Genomic DNA, 24,650 nt, shown 5'->3' on the forward strand with positions numbered 1-24,650 from the left:
GGTCGCCGCCCCGGCACAGCGGGTGCGGGATAATCGGCGCATGCCTGAAGACGATCCTCGCCCCGTTCCGCCCGAACCGCCGCTGCCCAGCGACTGCTGCGACAGCGGCTGCGACCCTTGCGTGTACGACCTGCACGCCGAGGAGATGACGCGCTACCGCGAACTGCTCGCCGCCTGGCGCGCGCGCCATCCCGAAGCCGACAGCTGATCGAGACCAGGCGCCTCGCTGGCTTTACCGCCGCGCGATCACCTGCGCGACGACCGCAGCGTCGCCGCGCGCGAGCGTGGCATGCCGATCAGGCCGCCTCGTCGTAACGCCAGGCCTCGGCCTCGATCGCCCGCCGCGTCGCGTCGTCGTCGACCAGCTGCGCCAGCACCTGCAGGCGCGCCAGGCGCAGCCAGCCGCCCGCCAGGGTGATGAGCTGGGTCACGCCCAGCGCCAGCCACCAGGCGCCCCAACCGGCACCGGAGGCGGCGATGCGCAGCCAGCCCAGCGCGGCGATCAGCAGCGCGCCCAGCACCAGGATCGCCAGGCTCAAGGCCCAGGTCGCCAGCGGCCGGCGCAGGTACAGCTTCAGCGCGCGCCACCAGTGCACCACCACCGAGCGGCTGTCGTCGCGCGCGGCGATGCGCGCGCGGGTCAGCTCGGTCAGCAGGTACGGCACCAGGCACAGCAGCACCGCGGCCAGCAGCGCGCCGCGCTCGGTCCAGTGGACGGTGGACTCGAGCACGGCGTCGAACCGGCGCTCGCGCGCCACGTGCACCAGCCACACGCCGGCGGCCACGAACGGCGCCAGCGGCAGCAGCGACCACAGCATCAGGCGCAGCTGGCGGCCGTACTCGCGCATGCCCTCGGCGGCCAGCGCGAACAGCCGCACGCGGCGGCCCAGCCGTACCGCCGCCACCATCACCCCGGTCAGCCACGGCCACAGCAGCGCCGTGCCCCACAGCGCGGCCAGCACGCCCCAGACCGTCCCGCGGTCCTTGGCCGCGCCGCCGACCACCTCGCCCAGCGCCAGCAGGCTTAGCGCGTGGGCGTAGCGCGGCGCGTCGATGGCGTGGCTGAGCTGCGCATCCAGCAGCGCATACAGCGGCAGCGCCGCGACCAGGGCGACCAGCGACAGGCTGGCCCACCACAGCAGCAGCGCGCGCCAGTGCAGCGCGCGGATCGCACCGCGCGCAAGCACCGAGAGCCCATGGAAATCGGTCATCGCGCGCCTCACAGGTTCACCAGCGCGGCCTGCAGCGCCTGCAGCAAGGCCAGGACATCGGCGCTCCAGCGCCGCGCCGCGGCGTGGTCGCCGTCGATGCGCCTGCCGTCGTCGAGCTTGCCCGCGTCCAGGAGGTGCCGCTGCTGCGGATCCAGCTGCGCCGAGACCGCACGCCGCGGGTCGACGAAGCTCCAGCGCTTCCACGGCAGCGCATCGTCCCAGTCGAAGCGGCGCGTGCTGCCATCGGCGAAGGTCACCACCAGCGTCTGCGGCACCGCCGCCCCGCGCCGGCGCACGCTCACCGTGGTGCGCCAGGCGAACGGCCCGGCCTCGGACGCCGCATCCGGATGCGCCTTGTGCCAGGCGGCCGTGCGCGCATCGGCCAGCGCGTCGGTCTCCTCTTCGCCACGCGTGACCGCCTTGCCGCCCTCGACCACGCGCCCGGCCAGCGGCGCGACCGGCTCGCTGGTGAAATCGGCCAGACTGTCGTCGAGCTTGTTCACCGCGTAGACCTGCTGGGCGAACGCGCGCTCGATCAGGGCGCGCCTGCCGGTGGAGACGGCCAGCGACTCGCGCAGGTCGGCGATGGAGGGATGGCGGAACTTCCAGGTGGCGTAGTAGTCCTTGAACGCCCGCTCCAGCGCCGGCCGGCCCAGTTCCGCCTCCAGGTCGCGCATCAGTGTGGCGGTGCGCGAGTACACCGAGACATAGCCGCTGGTGTCCAGCCGGTTCCAGGAACTGGCGCCGGTGGGATCGCTGGGGTCGTCCACCTGCGCGCCCAGGCGCTCGAACTCGAACGGATCGGTCACCCGCAGGTGCACACCCAGCCGGTTCAACCACGGCGGCAGCAGGTCGTAGCGGCGGTGGCCGTCGCGCAGCATGCGCTGGTCCCAGAACTCGTTGAGGCCCTCGTCCAGCATGGGCTCTTCGAACTCGTTGGAGGCCAGGATCCCGTAGAAATACCCGTGGCCGAACTCATGGATGCTGACGAAGTCCAGCGAGGCGGCGGTGGACGAGCCGGGCGGCACCTTGGCGTAGCCCTCGGCGGTGAAGAAGGTCGGGTACTCCATGCCCCCGGCCTCGTCGGCGTTGTACGGCGGGATCACCACCGTCACCGAGCGATACGGATACGGCCCCAGCGTGCGCGAGAAATACGTCAGCGCGTCCTGCGTGGCCTTGAGCGCCGGCCCGGCGCTGGCCACGTATTCGGGCGCATACAGCACCTGCACCGCGACCTTCGGGCTGCCCGGCCCGGTCCAGGTGCCGCGCAGCGGCGTGGCGAAGCGCTTGTCGGCGGTCCAGGCGAAGTCGTGCACGTCGTCCTGCACGTAGCGGTAGCGCGTGCGCTGGTGGAAGGTCTCCGGCGCACCCTGCAGCACGCCGGTGGCGCCGACGCGATAGTCCGAGGGCACGTCCAGGGTGACGTCGTAGCTGCCGAAATCGGCATAGAACTCGCTGTCCAGATGGAACTCGTGCGCGTTCCAGCGCGGCGCGGTGGCGCCCCGTTCGCCGGGCAGCTCCAGCACCGCGATCTTGGGAAACCACTGCCCCACCAGATGGAAGCTGCCGAACCAGCCGGTGCGTGCGATCACCCGCGGCAGCTGCGCGGCGAAGTCGATGTCCAGCGTCGTGCTCTGTCCCGGCGCCACCGCCTGGGGCAGGTCCAGGCGGACCACGGTCATGTCGGTAGCCGGACCGCCATCGGGCTGGACGAAGGTCTGCCGCACCGCCGCCCCGCCCTGGCGCACGCTGGTCATGTCGATCCAGCCCCAGCCGTCCTTGCGCACCGGCACGTCGCTGCGAAAGCTCAGGCCCAGGTCGTTCTTCTCGTGGAAGAAGGTGCTGCCGGTGTTGCGGAAGGCGTTGAGATACAGATGCAGATAGACCGCACGCACCGGCACCGCGCTGCGGTTGCGCCAGGTCAGCCGCTCCTGGCCGTCGAGGGTGTGGGTGATCGCGTCCAGCCGCACCTTGATGCGGTAGTCGACCACGCGGTCGGACAGGGTTGGTTCGCGGCCGGTGCGCGGCCCGCCCCAGGCGTCGGGCGCACTGGGGGTGCTGACCGCGCCGGCGTCGGCCCCGGCCAAGGCGATGCCATCGGCGGCGACCGCGACCGGCTGCGGCGCGACGGCCGTGGGCGTCGGCATGGCCTGGGCCAGCGCCCAGGCCGCACACCCTGCCAGCGCCAGTCCGACCCCGCTGGCCCATCCGCGCTTGTGCATCCCCACGTCCCCAGCCGGCCTCAAGGCGGGCCGGTTTAATGACACGATGGTAAGGCTTGGCCCGATCCTGGCAACCCGGCGGGGGCGCGCGAGCGCGGGGGTGCGACTGGCAGCTCTTAGCCCCCTCCCTTTGGCCGGAGGCCAAGGGGAGCTCGAAGTCGCGGCTAGCGACTGAGGGGGAGGGGTGCTCTTCGCGGGGGAGCAAGAGCGCAAGCAAAGCCAAAGCCAAAGCCAAAGCCAAAGCCAAAGGCAAAGCAAAGGCAAAGCAAAGGCAGAAGCACCCCCTCCCGGCCTCCCCCCTTCGCTTCGCGAAAGGGGAGGGGCGGCGTCTGCCGAAGACTGGGAGAACGGTGAGGCTTCGCTGGGCGTCTTCGCTCAACGGCACACGACACGCGCTAAGGCTTTACGACCGCCGCCACGACCTGTGCGCGCAGCCACTGGTGGGCCGGGTCGCGGTGCACGCGTTCGTGCCACAGCATCGCCATCCGGTAGCCGGGCACGGCCAGCGGCGCGGGCACCACGCGCAGGGCCGGATGTCCGCGCACTAGCCGCTCGGGCAGCATCGCCACCAGGTCGGTGCGCACCAGCGCGGACAGCACGAACAGGAAATGCGGCACCGACAAGGCCACGTGGCGCTTCAGGCCCAGCGCCGCCAGCGCCGCGTCGGTCGGCCCGTGGAAGCCACCGCCGTCGGGCGAGACGATCACCTGATCCAGCCTGCAGAACTGCGCCAGCGTCGGCCGCCGCTTCAGGCCCGGATGGCCGGCGCGGCCGACCAGCACATAGCGCTCGTCGAACAGGATGCGCTGACGCATGCCCTCCGGCGCGCCCTCGACGGTGTGGAACGCCAGATCGATCTGCCCCGCCTCGGCCTGCTGCACGATCTGCTGGGGCACCAGCCCACGCACCGCCAGTCGCGTGCCGGGCGCGGCGCTGCGCAGGCCGGCCAGTGTCGGCAACACGATGGTCGAAGCGGCGTAGTCGCTCGCGGCCAGCTGCCAGGTCCGCGTCGCGGTGGCCGGGTCGAACGGTGCCGGCGGCGCCACCGCCTGGCCCAACGCCTCCAGCGCGGCCCGCAGCGGCTCACGCAGGGCGTCGGCGCGCGCGGTCGGGCGCATGCCGCGCGGACCGGGCAGCAGCAGCGGATCGCCAAGCAGTTCACGCAGCCGCGCCAGCTGCACGCTGACCGAAGGCTGCGACAGGTGCAGGCGATGCGCGGCGCGGGTGACGTTGTGCTCGGCCAGCAGCGCATCCAGCGTGACCAGCAGGTTGAGGTCCAGGCGCCGCAGATCGTGCATGGCTATAGCTGGCATTGGCAGGATTCATTTCCACTATAGCGGGGCCAGGCCTACGGTGAGCTTCTCGCTTGCCGTGCCCACCGCCATGAACGTGCTGATCGTCCACGCCCACCCCGAACCGACTTCCCTGACCCGGCACCTGGCCGACACCGCAACGGCCACGCTCCTGGCCCAGGGCCACACCGTGCAGCATTCGGATCTCTACGCCATGGGCTGGAAGGCGGTGTTCGACGCGGACGACTTCCCGGATCGCCTGGACGCGGCGCGCCTGTCCTTCGTCCAGGAATCGGGCCACGCCTTCGCCAACGGGCATCAGTCGCCGGATGTCGAGGCCGAGCAGCGCAAGCTGATGGCGGCCGATGCGCTGATTCTCGTCTTCCCGCTGTGGTGGTTCGGCATGCCGGCCATCATGAAGGGCTGGATCGAACGGGTCTGGGCCTTCGGCCTCGCCTACGGCTATCGCGGCGCCGGAAACGTGTATCGCTATGGCGAAGGGGGACTGGCGGGCAAGCGCGCACTGCTGGGCGTCTGCGTCGGCGGGCCGGAAGCGGACTACGGGCCGCGCGGCATCAACGGGCCGCTCGAGGAACTGCTGTTCCCGATCACGCACGGGACCCTGTTCTTCCCGGGCATGCAGGTGCTTCCCAGCTTCGCGGTCTACGACACCGGCCGGCTCGATGCGATCCGCGTGGCCGAAGCGACGGCGGCCTGGCAAACCAGAGTCGAGCGCCTGTTCGATGACGCCCCCCTTCCCTTTCGCCCGCAGAACGGCGGCGATTACCCGGACCGCCACGTGCTGGCCGATCACCTCGCGCCCGGACGCAGCGGATTGACCGTGCACCTGGACGCCGACCCGGCCTGAGCCCTCGGCGCCTGTCGGGTACGATGCCGGCCCGCTCCCGCTGTCGCGCCGTGACGTGCCCCACTCCACCGCACCGCTGCTCACCCAGACCACCGCCACGGCCTTGATCGCCGCGCGCGATGCCGGCCTGTCCGAATGGCAGGGCTCGCTCGACCTGGGCCGCTCCACCGGCACCGCGCGCCTCGGCGCGTCCGACTGGGAATGGCGCGGCATGCGCTATCCGTATCCGGGCAAGACGCGCGATCGCACGCTGTATTACTTCGACGGCGAGGACTTCGTGCCGGTGTCGCGCTTCGCCGGTGCGCTGATCAAGCTGGTGCCCACGCCGTGGGACGTGCCGACCTTCGAGATCGATGGCATCAAGATGCTGCCGACGTCCAAGGCGTCGCCGCTGGACGACGCGCGTCGCAAGGTGGCCCTGGTCGCCCCGCGCGGCAAGACGGTGCTGGATACCTGCGGCGGGCTGGGCTACTTCGCCGCGTGCTGCCTGGCCGACGGCGTGGCGCGCATCGTCTCGTTCGAGAAGAACGACAGCGTGCTGTGGCTGCGCACGCTCAACCCGTGGTCGCCCGACCCGGACTCGGCCGAAGCCGGCGGCCGCCTGCAGCTGCAGCAGGGCGATGTCTCGCGCGAGATCGCCGCGCTGCCCGATGCGGCCTTCGACGCGGCACTGCACGACCCGCCCCGCTTCGGCATCGCCGGCGAGCTGTACGCGCAGACCTTCTACGACCAGCTGGCGCGCGTGCTCAAGCGCGGCGGCCGGCTGTTCCACTACACCGGCAGCCCCAACAAGCTGACCAGCGGCCGCGACGTCCCGCGGGAAGTGGCCCGGCGCCTGGAGAAGGCCGGCTTCCAGGCGCAGCTGGCACTGGACGGTGTGTTGGCGGTTCGGCGCTAGGCCGCACACCTGCGGTCGCGCCGGCCGCGTGGCAGGGCTGGCCTGGACCGAGCGCGCTTTCGGTCTTCCTATCGCCGCACCAGCGCGCCTGTCCGCGTGGTCCCGGCGGAGGAGCCCGCAGGCAACACACCCGCCGCAGTAGCTGGCGGCAGGACCGCCGAGGCACCCGCCTGTTCATGCTCGTCTTGACAGCCTCCGGGTGTGACGCCACTGTGCAAAGCTGCAGCCAGGGGAACTGCAAGAGCCGTGCGGCGCAAGCCGATGCGGCGGGGCTACGGTGTCGCGCGGGCGCCGGGGCTGGCAAGGGGAACCGCGTGCCTCCTGGCCTGCACGGCGCGTCTGTCGAAGACGTGCCGGCAAGTCGTTCGTGGCACGCCGCCGCGGGGACGCACATCCAGGACGAGACCAAAGAGAAGGAATGCCATGAACAAGTCTCCCGCGCTATTGCTGGCGTGCCTGCTGGCCGGCCTGGCCTCGCAGGCGCAGGCCCAGACCGTGTCGCCGGCATTCGACGCCTGGCTCAAGTCGCGTCGCGCGCCGGCCCAGCCGGGCGCGGCCACGCCGCCTGCCTCGCCCGAGCAGCGTCCGCTGACCGAAAACCTGGCGAGCCAGGCCCCGGCCTATGCCAGTGCGCGCCCGGCGCCGGCGACTCCCGCGCCGCCGGTCCCGCCGACCGCACCGGTCCCGCCGACGGCCCCGCGCGCCGATGCGCCCGTGGCCGTCGCCTCCGCCCCTGCAACCTACGCGGCGGTGCCTGCGCCGGCCCCGCCGCCGGTGCAGCGCAAGCCGCGCGAGCAGCCCCGCAACGCCAGCGGCGCCTTCGTGGGCGTGCAGGCTGGCAAGGGCTGGGTGTATGAGGACGTGGACCAGACCATGTACGGCCTCACCGCTGGCTATCGCTGGCGTGCCGGTTCGGTGTCCCTGATCGGCATCGAGGCCGCGGCGGGCAAATTGCAGGAAACGAAGCGGCAGGACGATAAATACGGCGCTTCCGATTTCTACAGCCTGGGCGCCATCGCACGCTTCAACTTCGGGCGTCGGAGCCCCTGGTTCGCGCTTGCACGCCTTGGTTACTGGTACGGCAACACGACGCAGTACGACACGCGCGGCCGCTACTATCGCCCAGACGGTAGCTCGTACATCAAATACGACAGCTCGCACGAACACGTTTATGGTGCCTACGCCGGTTTCGGCATCGGCGTGGATCTCAACCGCCACACGAGCCTGAGCCTGAACTACACCGGTTACGTCTACTCCAACAGCTATAACTACGACGAGTACGACCCCAACTACGCTGACGCGCTCAATCTCGGGCTCGAGGTGCGTTTCTAAACCTCCTTACCCACCTGGCGGCAAGGACACCTCCCCGGCCGCGCGCATTGCGATCCAGCGCCGCACGTGCAGACCGCACGCGCGGCGGACGCGCTCGCCTTGACAGCCCTCCGGCGCACGGCCACTGTGCGAGCCTGCAGTCCGGGGGGGAGCCCGCCATGAAGACATCCACAGCAGCGCTGCTGGCCTGCCTGCTCGTCAGCCTTGCCGCGCCGGCCGGTGCCCAGACCGTTTCGCCCGCCTTCGACGCCTGGCTGAAGGCCCGCCGCGACGCGCACGCCCGCCTGCTGCCGACCGCGCCGGTGGCGGCGACGGCGACGGCCGGGCTTGGCGTGCCGCACGCCATGGCCGTGGCGACGGCCCCCGCCGAGCCGACCGCCGCGACCACGCTCGAGACCGCGCCGACCGTAGCCCAACCCGCGCCCCCGGCGTCCACCTGCACGGTGCTCGCGGAAGACGCGCCGCCCGTCCAACCCACGCCGGCACCGACGTCCCCGCGCGTGGTCCACGCCGGCCGCAGCGCCGCCGTATCCGTGCCGTCCTACGATCAGGCGCCGCTCATCCCAGCCGCGACGCTCATCCCAGCCGCGCCGAACGTCGCGCCGGCGCCGGCGCCACCGGCCGTCATTGCGGCCGCCGCGCCCAAGATCGTCGCCCCGCCGCCGGTCCGGCACACACGGCTCGACACCGCGCCCCGCACCGCGAGCGCGGTGCGCCTGCCGACGCGCGACTACGACATGGCCGTCGCCGGACCGCGCGTCACCATCGCCACCGGCGGCGTGGACATGGGCCAGTACCTGGCGCTGAGCGGCCACTACCTCCGCTACCAGTGACCGGCCGCTCCGCGATGTCCGGCATCGCAGGGCAGGCGGCCAGCGCCCTCCTCCAAACGCTGCGGCGAAAGCGTCCGGCGACTGCCGCAGCCACTCGCTTTGCCTTACCAGGCGCCTGACGGCGCCACGAAGCTGGTGGCCTCTCGCGACCACCTCTTGCACGGCTGAGCGCGTACCAGCCTACTTACGCGCACGCCGAACTCTCTGCACCACACCCCGCCGATCCAGCCCCACCCACGCGGCCGACCGCGCCGACGGCACGCTTGCGAACCTCGGGACCCAATACCAGACGGTCCGCCTTCTCGCCCCGCACCCGCCCCGCCGGCCCGGGCTAACATTCCGGCTCTGCAGAACAGGCCGCCGCGCGATGCCCTCGACGCTGTCCCGCGAACATTTCATCCGGCGCGCGGGCCTCGTCACGCTGGCCCTGACCTCGTTCACCGCCGGCGCCACCACGCTGGTGAACTGGCTGCGGCCGATCAAGGCGCCCATGGACGTCGTCGTGCCGCCGCTGGTCTCCCTGGCCTTCGCCGGCCTGTTCGTCGCGCTCAAGCGTAGGCCGCAGCACCTGGCCACGACCATGCGCCTGGCCGTGCTGGTCTCGCTGCTGGCGCTGTCCGCGCCTGCCTGGTTCTACACCTGGCAGGCCGCCACCCACCCGGGACTGCGGCTGATCGAGACCTATCCGCCGGTCAGCGCACTGCTGCTGGCACTGCTGGCGACGACGGTGATCTTCCTGCCGCCACGCCAGGCGATTCCCACGCTGGTGCTGTGCTGGCTGCTGGTGGCCGGGCCCGTGCTCGGCTACCTGTTCACCCATCCGCAGGAACTGCACAGCGCACGCGGCGCCGACCTGGTCATGACCTACGGGCCGTGCTTCGTGATGATCATGGTGCTGCTGCCGGTGCACCGAGGGCTGGCCGGCAGGATCCGCCACCTGGTGGACGAACGCACGCGCATGGAGGCGATGGTCAATCGCGATGCGCTGACCCAGCTCTACAACCGGCGCTTCTGCGAGCTCGTGCTGCAGGACCTGCTGGCGCGGCATGCGCCGGTGGCGCTGCTGATGTTCGACCTGGACAACTTCAAGACCATCAACGACAGCCTGGGCCACGCGGCCGGCGACGCGGTGCTGCAGGCGGTGGCGGACTGCTGCCAGGCGCGCGCCCCGCGCGATGCCTGTGCTGCACGCTGGGGCGGCGATGAGTTCGTGATCGTGCTGCCGTCCATGGACTCCGCGGCGCTGCAGGACTTCGCCGATCAGCTGTGCGCGGCGCTTGCCGCACTGACGCTGGAGACGACGCCGCGCGTCACCGCTTCGCTGGGCATGGCGCTGGCCGCCGAGCACGACACGCCCGCGACGCTGATGCAGCGCGTGGACCACGCGCAGTACCGCGCCAAGCACCAGGGCGGCAACCGCGCCGCCTGGTAGCGCGCCTTACGGGCGACAGGCAAAAAAAAGGCCGGGGTGAGAACCGGCCGAAGGAACATGGAACGTGTGCAGCCTGCCGCGCGCCGATCTCATGGAGCGAGACCGGCACGCGGCGCTGGATCAGCTGGCCTGCTTCATCGCGTGCTTGCGATCGCGCATGACGGCGTGGGTCTCCTGCACCTTGGGCAGCAGCTGGACGATCTCCTGCTTGGCGGCGACCGACAGGTCGGCGTCGTTGGCCGCTTCCTTGAACGCCTTCAGCAGGCGGTCTTCGGACTCTTCCAGCTCGGCCACATAGCCGTACTGGGTATCGCCGAAGGCGGCGCGGACCTTGCCGTACAGCTCCTGCATGCTGCCGACCAGGGTGCCGTGCTCGGCCGGCTTCTCGCCGGAGGCGGCCACGACGCTGGTCAGGCGGTTGACGATGTCGGCCTTGGTGCCGGCGATGCGGCTGAACAGGCCGGACAGCTCGGCGTCCTTCACCTTCTCGGCGGCATCGCGGTAGAAGCTCTCGCCGTCACGGGCGATCTCGATCAGGTCGTTGACGGCGTGGGCGGTGTGCTTCTCGACGGACATGGGTGTCTCCTGACATTCAAAGGGAGGGCCAGTCTGCCGACGCGCCCGAAGCGGGCCGTGAGCGCTTGTTGCGCGCGTCGTGACGCGGCGCAAACGACTGCCCCGCGCGATGAACGCCACGCAACCGCGCAGGCGTGGGCGGCGATAATGAGCGCCCCTTTCTCAGCGGTTCGCCCAGATGCGTGTGTTCCTGTTGCTGTTGGCACTGACCCTGACCTTCGCGCTCCCGGCGCAGGCCGGCGTGCGGGTCAAGGACGGCGACCTGCTGTTCGTGACCGCCGCCAGGACCGGGCTGAGCGGCGCCATCGACGACGCCACCGCCAAGCAGGGCCAGCCCAGCTACGACCACGTGGGCCTGGTCGCCCACGACGGCCGCACCCAGGTGGTGCTGCATGCCGACGAGGAAGGCTCGCGCGCGCAGCCGCTGAAGGAGTTCCTCGACCAGGCGCGGGCCAAGCAGCGGCAGGTCGTCGTCTACCGACTCAAGCGCGAGCAGCGCGCCGCGATTCCCGACGCCATCGCCAAGGCGCGCACGCTGCTGGGCAAGCCGTACAACTTCACCTACGTGCAGAACGAGGACAGCTACTACTGCTCGGACTTCATCGAACGCGCCTTCCGCGCGCACCATGTCTTCGCGCTGCAGCCGATGAACTTCAAGAACCCGCAGACCGGGCAGATTTCGCCGTACTGGGTCGACTTCTATCGCGGCAAGGGCATGCCCGTGCCGCAGGACGCGCCAGGCACCAATCCCAACGACATGTCCGCCTCGCCGGCGCTGGAGCGCATCGGCGTGCTGCTGCCCTGAACAGCTTGCCGCGGTGACAGCGCACCGTCACCTGTCGATGACCCGGCCGGTGCCAAGGTCGGCGCATCCATCCATCCTCGGGAGAAGCACATGGGACTGTTCCGCCTCGTCGCCCTCGGCACCGCCGGCGCCATCGCCTACAAGCTGTGGAAGGACCGCCAGGCGCGCGATGCCGCGGCCACCCCCGCCTACGATCGTGGCGATGTCACCCCGCCGCACGGCGATCCGCTGATCGGCGCGGCCACCGCCAGCTGGGAACCGGAACCGGCCACGCCGGCCGCGCAATCCAGCCGCGGCTTCGGCGAAAGCTAAACACCTCAAGCCCGGGGCTCGAACGGCCCCGGCATCGCGACACACCAGCGCCGAAGCGTCAGGCCCTGCTACAGCGGGCCGGCGCCTCGGCGTTTTGCTGCGTCGCCTTCAACCCGCCTGAACCGGCCTCTCCGACGCAGGCTCCACCTGGCTGGCGATCCTGCGCGCGTAGGCGCGGATCAGCTGGATCATGTCCGGGGTGACGGTGCGCGCCTCGGCGTCCAGCGCGCACACGGTGCCGAAGACGGTGTCGTCCTCCAGCAGGATCGGCACCGAGATATAGCTCTTGAAGCCATACAGCGCCGGCAGCGGGCTGCAGGCATACACCGGATGATCGGCCGCCGCGCCGAAGACGATGACCTCGCGCGACTTGAGCGCATCGCCGCAGATGGTGACTTCCAGCTCCAGCTTCTGCCCCGGCGCCATGCCGAAATCCAGCTGGTCGTAGAAGGCCAGCGCGTTCCAGTGGGTCTGGTCGACCTGGGACAGCGCGGTGAAGCGCATGCCGGTGAGGTCGTGGATGGCGCGCAGCATCTGCGGCACGCCCTCGACCTGCTCGGCCACCTGCGCATCGATCCATTCCCGCGCCTGGCCCGCCTGGGCCGGCGTGCCCCGCTCGCGCCGGATCCGCGCCGCCAGTACCTGGATGGTCAGATGATCGACGAAGCCGCGCACGGCCGAGACCACGCCGCGCACGATCTGGTTGGGCCCGACCAGGCACAGATGCCGGCCCACGCAACGCACATCCTTGAGCCCATGCCGAAGCTTGAAATCGGCCGCGTGCTTGGACAGCTGGGTCAGCCAGTCGGCACCCGGCGCGGCGTCCAGCAGCGCCACCAGCACGTCGTCGTGCGCCGCCGCGGCGGGACCAGGCACCTCGAAGCCTACGATCAGCGGCAGATGCGGCATCGGCGGGGTATGCGGCATCGGCGGCTTCTTCGGTTGGACAGGCACTAGCTTAACGGGGCGGCGCGGCAATTGCGTCGATTCCCTGGACCGACGATGCGCTCGGATCGACCGCCGGCCTGGGCCAGCACCTCCAGCCGCCGGACACCTCCCCAGCCCGCGCTTCCGAAGCCCTTAGCCGGCGCCTTCGGTGAGGCAGGCTGCACAAGCCGCCGAACGGTCGCATCCCCGCCGCTCGCAGGCGCGTAGTTTGGCAAATGAAGGCCACGTGTCCGTACCGATCGCCGCCTCCCCGTATGGCATGTTTCTTGCTGATCTCCTCGTGGTCTTGCCCGGTGAAATCCCATGGTCCAATCGCTGAAAACCGAAGAGGAACGATTGGCGCTGATCCGCAGCCTCGATCTGCTCAAGATCGTCGACCTGCCCGAGCTCAAGCGGATGACCCAGCTGGTCTGCGAGATCTTCGACATGCCCATGGCGCTGATCTCCATCGTCGGTGAGGATCACCAGTACTTCATCTCGCGTGAGGGCTTCCCGGTCAGTTCCACTGATCGCAGCGCCTCGGTCTGCGACTTCACCATCCGCGGCCGGGAGGTCCTGGAGGTCGAGGACATGACCCAGGATCCGCGTTTTGCCGACAACTGCCTGGTGGTGGACGCGCCGCACCTGCGCTTCTACGCCGGCGCCCCGCTCATCACCTCCTCCGGCTACGCCATCGGTGCACTGTGCGTGCTCGACCACAAGCCGCGCAAACTGACCGAACAGCAGCGCCACCAGCTGGAGACGCTGGCGACGCTGACCATCGACCAGATCAGCCTGCTGCGCTCGGTCGGCCGGCGCGAGCCGGTCACCGGCCTGCCCAACCGCCAGCAGTTCGCCCTGGACCTGGCCGCGCTGGCCGATATCAGGCCGTACGACCGCCACACGCTGATGATCCTGGACGTCTTCGACGTGCACGCCGCGCACCTGCTGGGGCAGGCGCGCGGCATGGCGCCGGTGGAGTCGCTGATCCGCCAGATCGGCGAGCGCCTGTCCAAGCTGCTGTCCGACATCGCCCCGCTCTACCACGTGGGCGTGTCGCGCTTCGCCTTCGTGCTCAGCGAGCTGTCCAGCGACGAGCGCGAGGCGATCCTGGAACGCGTCCGCCTGGTGGCCACGCGCTCGGTGCTGGTCGACGGCCTGGAGATGCTGCCCATGTGCCATGGCGGCATTACCGCCTTCGACGCCTCCAACGCCCAGGACGCGCTGCGCCGGGCGCTCGTGGCCATGCACCAGGCCCTGGACCAGCGCCAGCCCTGGGTGCGCTACGAACCCACGCGCGACCTGCAGCTGCGCCGCGACTACCGCCTGGCCACCGACCTGCCGGCGGCCATTGCCAACGACCAGCTGTATCTGGTGTTCCAGCCGCGCGTGGAACTGGCCACCCGCAGGATGGTCGGCGTCGAGGCCCTGCTGCGCTGGAAGCACGACGAGCTGGGCGAAGTCTCGCCCGGCGAGTTCGTCCCGGTGATCGAACGTACCGCGCTGATGCCGCAAGTGACCGACTGGGTCATAAGGCAATCCCTGTCACAGATGCGGACCTGGATCGCCCGCGGCATGAACCTGGCGCTGTCGCTGAACGTTTCGCCGGCCGACTTCCGCCGCGGCGACCTGCCCGACCGCCTGCTGACCCAGCTCAGGCGCACCGGGCTGGACCCGAGCCATCTGGAAATCGAGATTACCGAAGGCGAATGGCTCGAACGCACGCCCGAAGTCTCGCGCCAGCTCAGCGAGATCAGCCAGATGGGCGTGCGCATCGCGGTGGACGACTTCGGCGCCGGCTACAGCAACTTCGCCTACCTCACCACCCTGCCGATCAACACCATCAAGATCGACCGCAGCCTGGTGCAGGGCTTCCCCAGCGCGATCCAGAAGGGCGCGATGGTGCGCTCGATCATCGGCCTGGCTCACGACCTGGGCTTCCACACCGTGGCCGAGGGCGTGGAGACCGAGGAAGAAGCCGTGGCCCTCAAGACCCTGCGCTGCCGCGAAGCACAGGGCTTCATCTTCTCCCGCCCCCTGCTCCCCCGCGACATCGACCGCCTGCGCCAGGTCGCCTGACCGGCACGACCGAAACGCCAGCGCCACGCCCCCGTCAGCAGATCGCTCAAGGACGTGACAAAACAGCGCGCTGCCCCCTCCCTTTCGCCGAAGGCGAAGCGAAGCCCGAAGTCGCCAACTAGCGACTGAGAGGGAGGGGCTAGCCGTTGACGCTGCTGTTGCTCTGCGCCAAAAGCGAACGAGCAACAACAATAGCAACCCCCTCCCAACCTCCCCCTTGCGCTACGCGCAAAGGGGAGGGGCGCTCGGCAAAGCAAGCGCAGGCCGGTTCGCTGGAGGACCTGACGGAGCAGCGTCCCGCCCCCTCCCTTTCGCCGAAGGCGAAGGGGAGCTCGAAGTCGCGAACTAGCGACTGAGGGGGAGGGGTTAGCTGTTGCTGTTGCCTTTGCGCCGACATCGAGCAGCACCACAGCCGCAAGCCCCAAAACCCCGTGGGAGCCGCCATGGCGGCGATGAGGCTTTCCCGGTAAAGCCCCTCGCCGCCATGGCGGCTCCCACCTGTAGAGCGGAGCTTGCTCCGCTGGGGCCTTCCCCCACGAACCGAACGAAGAGCAGCGGAGCAAGCTCCGCTCTACAAAAAGGCCGCGGCTTGAACTGAGAGACAGTTGCTTCCACCAAGCTAGACAGCCTCAGCGCAGCCCGCCACCCGCCTTGATGCGCTCGCCGGTCAGCCAGCGCGCCGCGTCCGAGGCGAGGAACACCGCAACATCGGCGATGTCATCAGGCGCGCCAACACGGCCCAGCGGCGTCTGCGCCACGATCTGCGTCTGCATCGGCGAGCCAATGAAGCCCGCGGTCTGCGCGCCCTCGGTATCGACCATGCCCGGATTGATGCTGTTGACGCGGATCCCGCGCGGGCCCAGCTCGCGCGAGAGCACGCCGGTGATCGCATCCACCGCGCCCTTGGTCGCGGTATAGACCACCAGACCCGGCGGCTCCATCGCGCTGACCGTCGAACCGATATTGATGACACTGGCGCCCTGCCCCAGATGCGGCAACGCAGCCTGCGTCACCTGCAGCAGACCCAGCACGTTGATGTCGAAATGACGATGGAAGTGCGCCGGCGTGACCTCTTCCAGCGGCGCCGCCTCATACACGCCCGAATTGTTGACCACGATATCGAGCCGGCCGAAGCGCTCGACGGCCGCGGCCACCAGCGCCTTGGCCTGCTGCGCATCGGACACATCGCCCTGCACCGCCACCGCCTGGCCGCCGGCCTGCGTAATGCGCGCCACCACCGCATCGGCGCCACTGCGGCTGGACGCGTAATTGACCACCACCGACGCGCCGGCGGCGCCCAGCGCCGAGGCGATCGCCGCGCCGATGCCCTTGGAGGCCCCGGTGACCAGGGCGACTTTTCCTGCGAGCTTGCTCATCTTGATGCTTCCTGAAGAAGGGGAGAAAACGCGCGCCCTGCCAAACGCAGGCGGCGTGCGGCCAAAAGAATGGGGCGCGGGGACGGGCCGGATAAGCCGGCAATCGGGGGAAAAAGCATCCCGTCTGCGGGATAAGCGCGGCGCGCTTGCGTGATGCGATGCGCGCCATCGCGCCGGCGCGGCGCCGCATCGCGCGCCCTCCCCCAGAACGGGCACGCGGCCCTTGCGCAACGGCGGCGCAACGAAAGTCGCAACGCAGCGTTTTCCGCACGCGGCCAGCGTATCCTGCTCATCACTTGTCGCTGCCGAAGGCACACATCGCATGGAACCGGCGCGCCCCTCCAACCCGAAAGCCAACGCAGCGCCGTGCGCCAATTGCGGCACCGGCCAGCCACTGGATTTCCAGATCCGGATGGCCTTCCAGCCCATCGTCGATGCGCGCACGCGTTCCATCTACGGCTACGAGGCGCTGGTGCGCACCGCCGAGGGCGGCGGCGCCCTCGAGGTGCTGGCGCGCGTCACGCCCGAGCAGCTGTATCGCTTCGACCAGGCCTGCCGGGTCAAGGCCATCGAGACCGCCGCGCGCCTGGGCCTGCAGGGCTATCTGTCGATCAACTTCCTGCCCAATGCGGTGTATGAGCCGGCCACCTGCATCCAGCTGACGTTGCAGGCCGCGCGGCGCCACGGCTTCCCGACCGAGCGGCTGATCTTCGAGACCGCCGAGTCCGAACAGGTGCGCGACGAGGCGCACCTGACCCGCATCTTCCGCGACTACCGCGAGCGCGGCTTCCTCACCGCGATGGACGACTTCGGCGCCGGCTACGCCGGCCTGAAGCTGCTGGCCAACTTCCAGCCCGACCTGATCAAGCTGGACATGGCCCTGATCCGCGACATCGACCGCGACCCCGCGCGCCAGGCCATCGCGCGCGGCGTCGTGAGCATCGCCAACGAACTGGGCTGCCAGCCGCTGGCCGAAGGCGTGGAGACCGTGGAGGAATTCCGCTACCTGCACGGCCTGGGCATCGCCCTGTTCCAGGGCTACCTGTTCGGCCGACCCCTGCTCGAACAGCTGGGCGAGGTGGACCCGGCGCTGTGGGCCAAGTGCCTGGACGGCTGAAGCCGTCTTGTTGAATAGATATTTGAATAGATAGTCGACCGCCAAGGCTGCCGAAAAGCCTTGCACCTCAGGCCGTTACGCCCGATTCGCCTGGCCGCCAGGCGACCGTCGTGAATAGATTCGCGCACGCCCGTCAGCGAGACGCCAGCGTGGACACGCAGGACTGGCGCCCTTCCGGCGCACACCGTCGCCGAGCGCGGGCACTGAAACGCCCGCGGGCGTCCGTCAGGTCAAGCGCCACAGGACCGCTGCGGCGCAGTGCCCCGGCGCCGCCACCCTGGCCCGCCGCCGCATTCAGTGCAGCAAGACGCCTGTGGACCCGGGGTCAGCGGCCGACGCAGGGCTTGGCAGCTCCGGCAAAGGCCGCACGGCGTCAGCGCCGCAGGCGACGCCCGACACGCGATACGTGGCGCGGGGCTCGCCGACGGAGGACGGCGGCACATGCGGCTCATCGGGCAGCGGCTGGTCCTGGATCTCGCCCAGCAGCGCCAGCGCCTCGCCCGCACGATCGAAGATCGAATGCCCCAGCCGGGACAGCGTGCCCTCGGCGAAGTCGGCCATGCCTTCGGCGGACACCGCATCGGCGTAGGCCCGGATGGTGTCGATCAGCAGGTTGAGCGCATCGACCTGATCGAGCGTGACGCCGAACAGCATGCGCGGCGAGGCGTTGAAGTCGTAAGGCTTGGCTTGGGGTGTGCCGACGTTCGCAGACAGCGAGGCCTGCACAGCCTCATGCGCTATTTCATCCGGGGACGCGTGTGCCGGCGCGTACCGTGCCGGTCCTTTCGCCGCGTCGAGCACTTGGGCGAGTTGCTCGATGACCAAACACAACGAGTATCTCCATTCGCCCAAGAGCACCTCGGGTGGGCACGCCGCGGACGCGTCGGCAGTCCGCTGCTGCACCAGGCGCACCAGAAACTCCAAGTGCTCCCTCAGCTGCCGCAGCCGCTGCTGGCTCTCCTCGGGCAGCAAGTAACTCATCTCACCGTGCTCGCCGAACGCGCGCTCGTTCATCGTCGCCTCCTTATCACCATGAAGTGCCCGCCCGCAGGTAGCGGACGGGAAGTCGGGAGGTTCGAAACCGTACATAGTCGGCGGGCGTATTTCCCTTGCGGGTGTTGTATTAGCCGCCCTCCCGACGCAGGCATCGCGTCGGCTGCACCTGCAAAGATGCAGGCACAAAAAACCCACCGGTTTGACGGAGGTGGGTACCGCTATGTACGGAGTTTCGACGCTCCTTAATCGCGAGATTGCTCCTACGCGATTTACCTGTCAACAGGTTCCGTTGTGGCGAACACGGTTGTGTCCTGGCGACTCCTTCGACAGAGTAGAAGGCGCGCGCATATCTATCAGGAAGAGGCACACGTCGCATGGAAGGCTCACCGAACCTCACGCAGCAAGCGTCCGTCAGCGCGAAGCAACATCAGCCCGCTTTAGTGAAGGACTTGAGCTTTCCTTCGCTCGCCGACGCGATGGCGCGCTACACCCGGGACACGGACCCGAATCGCGCAGGCCGGCTTGAGCGTTGGAGCTTCGTCGTTGCACTGCTCGGAGCCGGGGTCGGCATGCTGCTCGGTTCGATCCTGGAAGGGCGAACCGGCTTGGCTTTCGCCGCCGCGGGCCTCGCCTTGGAGATTGGCGGTCTTCTTGTCACGCTTGTGCTGCAAATCAGACGCGAGTGGCCGAGCTTCCGCCATCCCTACGCCCAGCACGCGTCCGAGATGGAGCACGAATTCCATTACTACCAGGACATCGTCCAAGCGTTACGCGCATTCCCCCGCGAACAGCGCCTGCAGCGCGAAGCCTTCATCCGCAACCGCAGGTCGAACATGCACGAACGCCTGGGCCTGTTCACCGGCGGGATGGAGCGGCTGGGCGTCCTACCACTGCTCCTCGCCCTCTACCTGCAACTCAAAGGTTGGCACTGGGGCGACTGGACCGTGCTGGCCGACATCACCCTCATCCAGGGCTGCCTCGCCTTCCTCCTGCTGCTCGCGTACGTGATGTCCTGGCACATCATCAGACTGCGAACGCGCGTGCAGAGCTACGAACAGCTCTTATCGGAGGCGAATCGGCAGGATGCCGTCGCCCAATAGCTCTTGACCTGCGCCTTCCTGTAATCGGCGCCACGCACGTACATTGACAACGCCTCACGTTGCCCCATTTATCGCGCGCAAACTATTAAAGACTAGGGCGGCAGAAGTCAAAACTGCACTATGCCCCTGTTTTAGCAAAGCCATCGAAGGAGAGTTCGGAAGGCTTACAAGACAAGCGGCTTTGGCGACAAGCCCCTCGGCAGCTGGGGCGCCAGGAGCGGAAATGGCACTCAAGAAAGTGTATCTGAAACCCATTCTCCAGGATTGATCTATCCAATCACATCCTTAACCCGAGGGCGAATTTTACTAAACTCAATTAACACTAGATTGCTACTAAGCTCATCAATCTCCCGTAAAAATTCTCTTGGATCGAAAATCTCACGAACCGCGAAGTCCTTACCCTTTCGGTCAACGGGATATCTATAACGTTGATCCAAGGTTGAGTGGAAAACATCTAGCTCGCGTTGAAATAGATCGTCATCTTCCCTAAGAGCGAATCGGGCAGGAACAATAAGATAGAATTCATCGCCGGGATAGTATCTACGATACGATTTCAGCAGATGAACCAAGTTATGCCCTGGCAACTCCGTAAGACCCGTAGCAGCAAGTATGGAGGCTTTTAGAAATAGCTCCAACCCTTGACGAGCAAGATGTAGAACAACCCTGCTAGATGAGTATTGATTTGAGTACTCACTATTCAACATTGAAGTACAAAGATGTGAGCTGGCTTCAATGTAAGACCGGGATAGCCAGTAGCATCTATCCCATGCAGGCAAACTCGAAAACTCGCCAGAGTTCGGCAGGTATGGTGCTCGCGACATTAGCCAAACTCTCGTTCCTTAGCCGGTTCTGAAGTCAGAACAGGTTGCCGGTCATTTCATCGCGACCCTGAGGGTCAGATGCATTGAGGTCAGTGAGCTTTTCCAGATTCATTCACAACTCGGCCAGACTGTTCTGATGAACGAAATTCTTGACGATCTTCAAGGATGCGTCATTGCGTGGTCTATTGCATTTGAGGCGGAAGGAACAGGCCGGGGGAACCCGGATCAATAAGCCTTCCCGAATCGAAACCATCCTTCGTAAGCAACGGATAGCAATCAAGCTGACCTAATCCACGCAAACCATCGACGTACTTCGCCATGCTGCGGAAGTCTTCAGTCAGAATCACAGCCGCGCCGGAGCGTTTCGCTTGGGCCACAATTTTTACGTCGGTAGCGAGGCAGACTCTGTCATTGCCCGCATCTTTGGGAAACAGCAGTTCCGCAAGACGCGCCGCTTCCTGCCCATCGTCGAAATTGAAAGGCATGATGCGGAAGTTACCAAGCCCCAAGGTGCTTAACTGCTGCCGTCGTTCAAACTCCGCAACAACCAAAGTTGAGAGCAACATGGGCAGCTGAAGGCGAATCGCCTCCCTGAAGTACTGTTTCGCGACCGAATGGAATTCTCTATCCGGATCGGCATAAGCAATAAGAAAACTGGTATCAAGCATTATTGGGCGTGTTGTCACTCCTTATCCCCTCTAATCCTTCTTACCCAATCGGCGGCGTCATCCACGTCCTTCCACGCGGCACGACCGGCTTCTGTGGCTCTGTTGTACTCGTGCTCGTCAATACGAGGCTGATAGTCAGCAAAGCCCAAGAACCGTGCATTGCGCCGCTCGCCAGTTACCAAGTCTTCCTCAAGCTCAACCCGAATCATGACGGCGTGATAGACAGGGTTTAACTCATGCTCTCGAATTTGATCGCGCGTGGCATCCACCTTCAATGTGGTGCCATCGTCTAGGCGCACATGGATGTTGGCTGAAGTTAGCCCGCCCCAGTCCTCTACGGTGCCAGATAAGTAGCGCTCCACTAGCACCCAGTTGGACACCTGCTCCTTAGTGAAATAGGTGTCGGCATTGATAGCAACGACGGTCTTCTGCGCCGCGTCGGCTATCTTGAAAGTGCGATTAGGGTGTTTCATAGCCTCCAATCGCCACTTCTCAGCGATTTTGGCCCGCTTGGAATCCACGCCCTTCAGCGTCCCATTAGCCAATTGCTCTATGTCGCCCCAAATTGGCAGGTCAGCGGGGAGTTCCTCATAGCTCTCCAGCGCAAGAGAGCCTTTAGTGACTGACATTAAAAGATCGTTTGGATCGACGGTCTTGTCAGTACCACGCACGAACTCAGCTACATCCTTAACAAATTCCTTCAGCAGACCAAGCGGCACCGTCTCCGGGGTCACGTCGTGACCGTCGGCCCTGTCGGATATAGAGAACAGGAGCTTCCATTGCTTAGCCATTGGTGCAGCAGACTAGCCGATGTTGGGGGGCGACAGGGATATCCTGGCACTGTCGCGCCGTTTGCGACCCAGTCAAGCCCGCGTTGCTAGACCCTGGCACTTCGGTGCCCAGTCCGGTGTAGTTGGTGGCGGGTAGGAAGGCGCGGATCTGGTCGCTGTAGGCGCTCACTTAGTCGCTGGCGGCGACGACCGGGCCCTGGCGGACTCCCAGACACTGGGTAACGTACGGCTTGCGGTGTTCGTCTTCCGGATCCAGGCGGTTCCGGCGCTCGTCGGCGGAGACATCGCGGCGCAGCTCATTAGAGCTTGGATGGGCACCGGGGTTGACTAGTGCCTTCACACCGCCCCCTTTTCTACGTACGCACACTCGAATCCTCGCCAGCAGGAGGCTCCGCAGTGGCCCGATCAACCCGGTACGACGCGATTGACTTCACCCCGCCCAAGGGCGCCGCGCAGGCGGCGAGCCGGGGCCTCAAGCTGCGGGAGGCGCATGGCCGGGGCGGCACGGCGGTGGGGGTCGCGCGGGCGCGCGACCTGGCGGCGCAGACCACGCTGTCCCCGGCGACGGTGCGCCGCATGACCTCCTACTTCGCGCGTCACGGCGTGGACAAGCAGGGCCAGGGCTGGGCCGACCGCACGCACCCGTCCGCCGGCTATATCGCCTGGCTGCTGTGGGGTGGCGATGCGGGCAAGCGCTGGGCCGCGCGGATCGAGCAGCGCATGCGCCAGGCGGAGGCGACCTGACATGGCGACGACCAAGCAAGCCAAGAAAGCCCCCTGGAAGAAGGCCAACCCGGCCAAGAAGTCGGCCAGCAAGACGCTCTCCAGCGGCCAGAAAGCCGAGGCCAAGTCCCGGGCGAAGAAGGCTGGGCGGCCCTACCCCAACCTGGTGGACAACATGGCGGTCGCGAAGAAGACCACCAAGAAAGCCGCCAAGAAGGCGACCAAGAAGACTGCGAAGAAAGCCGCAAAGAAGACCGCCAAGAAGACAGTCAAGAAGACGGCGAAGAAGACCGCGAAGAAGGCGACCAGGAAAGCGACCAAGAAGGTCGCCAAGCGCGCAGGCGCACGCTCGACCAGCAAGACTTCCAAATAAGCCCCGGGCGCTGGCGCACAACTGAAGCGGACATCCGCGCACTACGCCCCTTAGCGCGGAGCAGGCCGCTAGCCAGGCGGCTCGCCGCCCAACAGCTTGTCCGTGATCTCGAGCATGGCCCGCAGCCGGTCCATGTGCCTGAGGTCCTGGTGATAGCCGACCCAGATGTCGCGGGTGGGCGGGGTCCCGTGCGTTTCGATGCGCTGCAGCCCCGCCGTTGCATCGCCCAGCGGGCGCGGCAGCACGGCCAGGCCACGCCCGCGCAGGCACATCTGCGCCTGCACGCTGCGGCTGGTGCTGGTGAAGACGCGCGGCGCCTCGGGGAAGCGCTCGATCAGCCAGGCCACGTCCGGGAAATGGCTCTGCGCGGTGTTCATCAGGATCAGGCCCACGGAGGCGGGGTCGGCCTGCGCCGCCGCGGCCGTCTGCGCCGTGGCGTACAGGCCGTAGTGCAGGGTCATCAGGCGGCGCTGGACGAGGTCGGGCTCGCTGAAGGGGACCAGGCGGAAGGCCACGTCGGCCTCGCGCCGGGTGAGATCCAGCAGGCGGTAGCTGGCGATGACTTCGGGCACCACGGCCGGGTGCAGCCGCCCCAGCTCCACGAAGACCGGCGCCAGCACGAAGGCGGCGAACCAGTCCGCTGACGAGATCCGCAGCAGGCCTTCGAGCCGGTCGTGGTTGCCGGCCAGGCGGCGCTCCATGGACAGCGCGGCGTTCTCCATGGCCTCGGCCAGCGCGCGCACGCGGTCGCCCGCATCGGTGAGCACCAGGCCCTCGCGGGTGCGGCGGAAGAGCGGCTGCTCGGCCTCGTCTTCCAGCGCCTTGATCCGCCGACCCACCGTGGGGTGGCTCACGCCGAGGCGGCGGGCCGCCTCACCCAGCGAGCCCGCGCGCGCGACCGCGAGCAGGATCCTGACATCGCTCCATTCCATCGCCGTCAGTCGTTCAAATCTGTACGCCGAATATGCAGGAATGGCAGTGCACAAACAATGTTGTTCGTCGCACGATGCCCGCCCCTGCATCGGCGCCCACTGTGCGCCGGTCGGTGGATGCGGCGCGGCGCCTGGTGCGCCTGCGCCGCCCGGCAGGGACGCGCGGCCTGTGTGGGCCGCGCGCCGACCCCGGCGATCCCATTGGAGTCAGAGAACATGCGCAGATTGAACGGCAAGGTCGCCCTGGTGACGGGCGCTTCGAAAGGCATCGGCGCGGGCATCGCGCGCCGGTTGGCCGCTGACGGCGCGCAGGTCGTCGTCAATTACGCCAGCGACCGGCCTGGCGCGCAGCAGGTCGTCGCCGACATCGAGGCCGCGGGTGGGCGCGCGGTGGCGGTGCAGGCCGATGTGCGCCAGCAGGCCGAGGTCGAGGCGCTGGTCAAGGCGACGCTCGACCACTTCGGTCGGCTGGATGTGCTGGTGAACAACTCGGGCGTCTATCGGTTCGCCAAAATCGAGGACAGCAGCGAAGCGCTGTATCGCCAGCAGTTCGACATCAATGTGCTCGGGCCGCTGCTGGTCACCGGTGCCGCGGTGCCGTTCCTCAGCGAGGGCGCGAGCATCATCAACATCAGCTCGTTCGTCACGCGCGTGCTGCCGGCCGAAAGCGCGATCTACAGCGGCACCAAGGGCGCGCTCGATGCGATCACCGGCGTGCTGTCGCGCGAGCTGGGCCCGCGCGGGATCCGCGTCAATGCGGTAAACCCCGGGCTGATCGAGACCGACGGCACCCACGCCGCGGGGGTCATGGGTTCCGAGTTCCATGCGTGGAATCAGGCGCAAACGCCGCTTGGTCGCATCGGCCAGGTCAAGGACGTGGCGTCGATCGTCGCGTTCCTGGCCTCCGACGAGGCGGGCTGGGTGACCGGCGAATGCCTCATCGCCTCCGGTGGCATGCGCTGAGGC

23 protein-coding genes and 1 pseudogene are annotated in these 24,650 nt (G+C 67.8%); 14 read left to right on the forward strand and 10 right to left on the reverse strand.

The features are described 5' to 3' along the window. The first annotated feature begins 40 nt into the window (after nt 1-40). Nucleotides 41-208: an oxidoreductase-like domain-containing protein gene (locus WFQ05_RS04660; RefSeq protein WP_130514981.1), complete on the forward strand. Its 168-nt coding sequence runs from the start codon at nt 41-43 to the stop codon at nt 206-208. Nucleotides 209-296: 88 nt separating this feature from the next. On the opposite strand, the gene WFQ05_RS04665 is transcribed toward WFQ05_RS04660, so the two are convergent. From WFQ05_RS04665 to WFQ05_RS04675, 3 genes are all read right to left on the reverse strand, one after another. Beyond that, nucleotides 297-1,211: a hypothetical protein gene (locus WFQ05_RS04665; protein ID WP_337052881.1), complete on the reverse strand. Its 915-nt coding sequence runs from the start codon at nt 1,209-1,211 to the stop codon at nt 297-299. A gap of 8 nt (nt 1,212-1,219) precedes the next feature. Next, nucleotides 1,220-3,433: a M1 family metallopeptidase gene (locus tag WFQ05_RS04670; protein WP_337052883.1), complete on the reverse strand. Its 2,214-nt coding sequence runs from the start codon at nt 3,431-3,433 to the stop codon at nt 1,220-1,222. A 395-nt stretch (nt 3,434-3,828) separates the two neighbouring features. Beyond that, nucleotides 3,829-4,731, reverse strand: coding sequence for a LysR family transcriptional regulator (locus WFQ05_RS04675; protein WP_337052885.1), 903 nt, complete (start codon nt 4,729-4,731; stop codon nt 3,829-3,831). A 55-nt stretch (nt 4,732-4,786) separates the two neighbouring features. On the opposite strand from WFQ05_RS04675, the gene WFQ05_RS04680 reads away from it, so the two are divergent. The 5 genes from WFQ05_RS04680 (at nt 4,787) to WFQ05_RS04700 (ending at nt 10,088) form a co-directional block, all read left to right on the forward strand. Then, nucleotides 4,787-5,593 (forward strand): NAD(P)H-dependent oxidoreductase, encoded by an 807-nt coding sequence (locus WFQ05_RS04680; RefSeq protein WP_337052886.1) that lies wholly within the window; start codon nt 4,787-4,789, stop codon nt 5,591-5,593. A gap of 55 nt (nt 5,594-5,648) precedes the next feature. Beyond that, nucleotides 5,649-6,491: an SAM-dependent methyltransferase gene (locus WFQ05_RS04685; protein WP_337052887.1), complete on the forward strand. Its 843-nt coding sequence runs from the start codon at nt 5,649-5,651 to the stop codon at nt 6,489-6,491. Between the two features lie 423 nt (nt 6,492-6,914). After that, nucleotides 6,915-7,823, forward strand: coding sequence for an outer membrane beta-barrel protein (locus tag WFQ05_RS04690; RefSeq protein ID WP_337052888.1), 909 nt, complete (start codon nt 6,915-6,917; stop codon nt 7,821-7,823). Nucleotides 7,824-7,981: 158 nt separating this feature from the next. Then, entirely contained in the window at nt 7,982-8,656 is a 675-nt protein-coding gene (locus tag WFQ05_RS04695; protein ID WP_337052889.1) for a hypothetical protein, read from the forward strand. 367 nt (nt 8,657-9,023) lie between these two features. Then, on the forward strand, nt 9,024-10,088 hold the full coding sequence (locus tag WFQ05_RS04700; protein ID WP_337052890.1) for a GGDEF domain-containing protein: 1,065 nt from the start codon (nt 9,024-9,026) through the stop codon (nt 10,086-10,088). Between the two features lie 120 nt (nt 10,089-10,208). Here WFQ05_RS04700 and WFQ05_RS04705 read toward each other — a convergent pair whose 3' ends face one another. Then, nucleotides 10,209-10,664: a PA2169 family four-helix-bundle protein gene (locus WFQ05_RS04705; protein WP_130514964.1), complete on the reverse strand. Its 456-nt coding sequence runs from the start codon at nt 10,662-10,664 to the stop codon at nt 10,209-10,211. A gap of 178 nt (nt 10,665-10,842) precedes the next feature. On the opposite strand from WFQ05_RS04705, the gene WFQ05_RS04710 reads away from it, so the two are divergent. Both WFQ05_RS04710 and WFQ05_RS04715 read left to right on the forward strand, forming a co-directional pair. Next, complete coding sequence (locus WFQ05_RS04710) at nt 10,843-11,469, forward strand: YiiX/YebB-like N1pC/P60 family cysteine hydrolase (protein WP_337052891.1); 627 nt, start codon at nt 10,843-10,845, stop codon at nt 11,467-11,469. A gap of 90 nt (nt 11,470-11,559) precedes the next feature. Next, nucleotides 11,560-11,781 carry a hypothetical protein gene (locus tag WFQ05_RS04715; protein ID WP_337052892.1) on the forward strand — a complete coding sequence of 74 codons (222 nt, stop codon included), beginning with the start codon at nt 11,560-11,562 and terminating at the stop codon, nt 11,779-11,781. A gap of 108 nt (nt 11,782-11,889) precedes the next feature. Here the strand turns inward: WFQ05_RS04715 and WFQ05_RS04720 are convergent, their stop codons facing one another. Next, a complete protein-coding gene (locus tag WFQ05_RS04720; protein WP_337052893.1) occupies nt 11,890-12,708 on the reverse strand; it encodes a GAF domain-containing protein in 819 nt (272 codons plus the stop codon). 324 nt (nt 12,709-13,032) lie between these two features. Here WFQ05_RS04720 and WFQ05_RS04725 point away from each other — a divergent pair, with 324 nt between their 5' ends. Next, a complete protein-coding gene (locus tag WFQ05_RS04725; RefSeq protein WP_337052894.1) occupies nt 13,033-14,787 on the forward strand; it encodes a sensor domain-containing phosphodiesterase in 1,755 nt (584 codons plus the stop codon). Nucleotides 14,788-15,416: 629 nt separating this feature from the next. On the opposite strand, the gene WFQ05_RS04730 is transcribed toward WFQ05_RS04725, so the two are convergent. After that, on the reverse strand, nt 15,417-16,163 hold the full coding sequence (locus tag WFQ05_RS04730) for a glucose 1-dehydrogenase (protein ID WP_337052895.1): 747 nt from the start codon (nt 16,161-16,163) through the stop codon (nt 15,417-15,419). Nucleotides 16,164-16,575: 412 nt separating this feature from the next. Here WFQ05_RS04730 and WFQ05_RS04735 point away from each other — a divergent pair, with 412 nt between their 5' ends. Next, nucleotides 16,576-17,280: an EAL domain-containing protein gene (locus WFQ05_RS04735; protein WP_337053248.1), complete on the forward strand. Its 705-nt coding sequence runs from the start codon at nt 16,576-16,578 to the stop codon at nt 17,278-17,280. 294 nt (nt 17,281-17,574) lie between these two features. On the opposite strand, the gene WFQ05_RS04740 is transcribed toward WFQ05_RS04735, so the two are convergent. Beyond that, nucleotides 17,575-18,294, reverse strand: coding sequence for a hypothetical protein (locus tag WFQ05_RS04740; protein WP_337052896.1), 720 nt, complete (start codon nt 18,292-18,294; stop codon nt 17,575-17,577). A 356-nt stretch (nt 18,295-18,650) separates the two neighbouring features. Between WFQ05_RS04740 and WFQ05_RS04745 the strand changes: the two genes are divergently transcribed. Further along, a complete protein-coding gene (locus tag WFQ05_RS04745; RefSeq protein WP_337052897.1) occupies nt 18,651-19,376 on the forward strand; it encodes a hypothetical protein in 726 nt (241 codons plus the stop codon). 1,003 nt (nt 19,377-20,379) lie between these two features. Here the strand turns inward: WFQ05_RS04745 and WFQ05_RS04750 are convergent. Both WFQ05_RS04750 and WFQ05_RS04755 read right to left on the reverse strand, forming a co-directional pair. Then, a complete protein-coding gene (locus WFQ05_RS04750; protein WP_337052898.1) occupies nt 20,380-20,865 on the reverse strand; it encodes a PIN domain-containing protein in 486 nt (161 codons plus the stop codon). A gap of 14 nt (nt 20,866-20,879) precedes the next feature. After that, nucleotides 20,880-21,599, reverse strand: coding sequence for a hypothetical protein (locus WFQ05_RS04755; protein WP_337052899.1), 720 nt, complete (start codon nt 21,597-21,599; stop codon nt 20,880-20,882). Between the two features lie 453 nt (nt 21,600-22,052). On the opposite strand from WFQ05_RS04755, the gene WFQ05_RS04760 reads away from it, so the two are divergent. Beyond that, nucleotides 22,053-22,400 (forward strand): hypothetical protein, encoded by a 348-nt coding sequence (locus tag WFQ05_RS04760; RefSeq protein WP_337052900.1) that lies wholly within the window; start codon nt 22,053-22,055, stop codon nt 22,398-22,400. Nucleotide 22,401: 1 nt separating this feature from the next. Continuing rightward, nucleotides 22,402-22,572: pseudogene (locus tag WFQ05_RS04765) on the forward strand (DNA-binding protein); the annotation flags it as partial. A 248-nt stretch (nt 22,573-22,820) separates the two neighbouring features. Here the strand turns inward: WFQ05_RS04765 and WFQ05_RS04770 are convergent. Then, nucleotides 22,821-23,684, reverse strand: a complete 864-nt coding sequence (locus WFQ05_RS04770; protein ID WP_337052901.1) for a LysR family transcriptional regulator — start codon at nt 23,682-23,684, stop codon at nt 22,821-22,823. Nucleotides 23,685-23,900: 216 nt separating this feature from the next. Here WFQ05_RS04770 and WFQ05_RS04775 point away from each other — a divergent pair, with 216 nt between their 5' ends. Next, a complete protein-coding gene (locus WFQ05_RS04775; protein WP_337053249.1) occupies nt 23,901-24,647 on the forward strand; it encodes a glucose 1-dehydrogenase in 747 nt (248 codons plus the stop codon). Nucleotides 24,648-24,650 lie beyond the last annotated feature (3 nt).

The organism is Pseudoxanthomonas sp. USHLN014, assembly GCF_037153335.1.
In the GTDB taxonomy this organism is placed as follows: Bacteria; Pseudomonadota; Gammaproteobacteria; order Xanthomonadales; family Xanthomonadaceae; genus Pseudoxanthomonas_A; species Pseudoxanthomonas_A winnipegensis.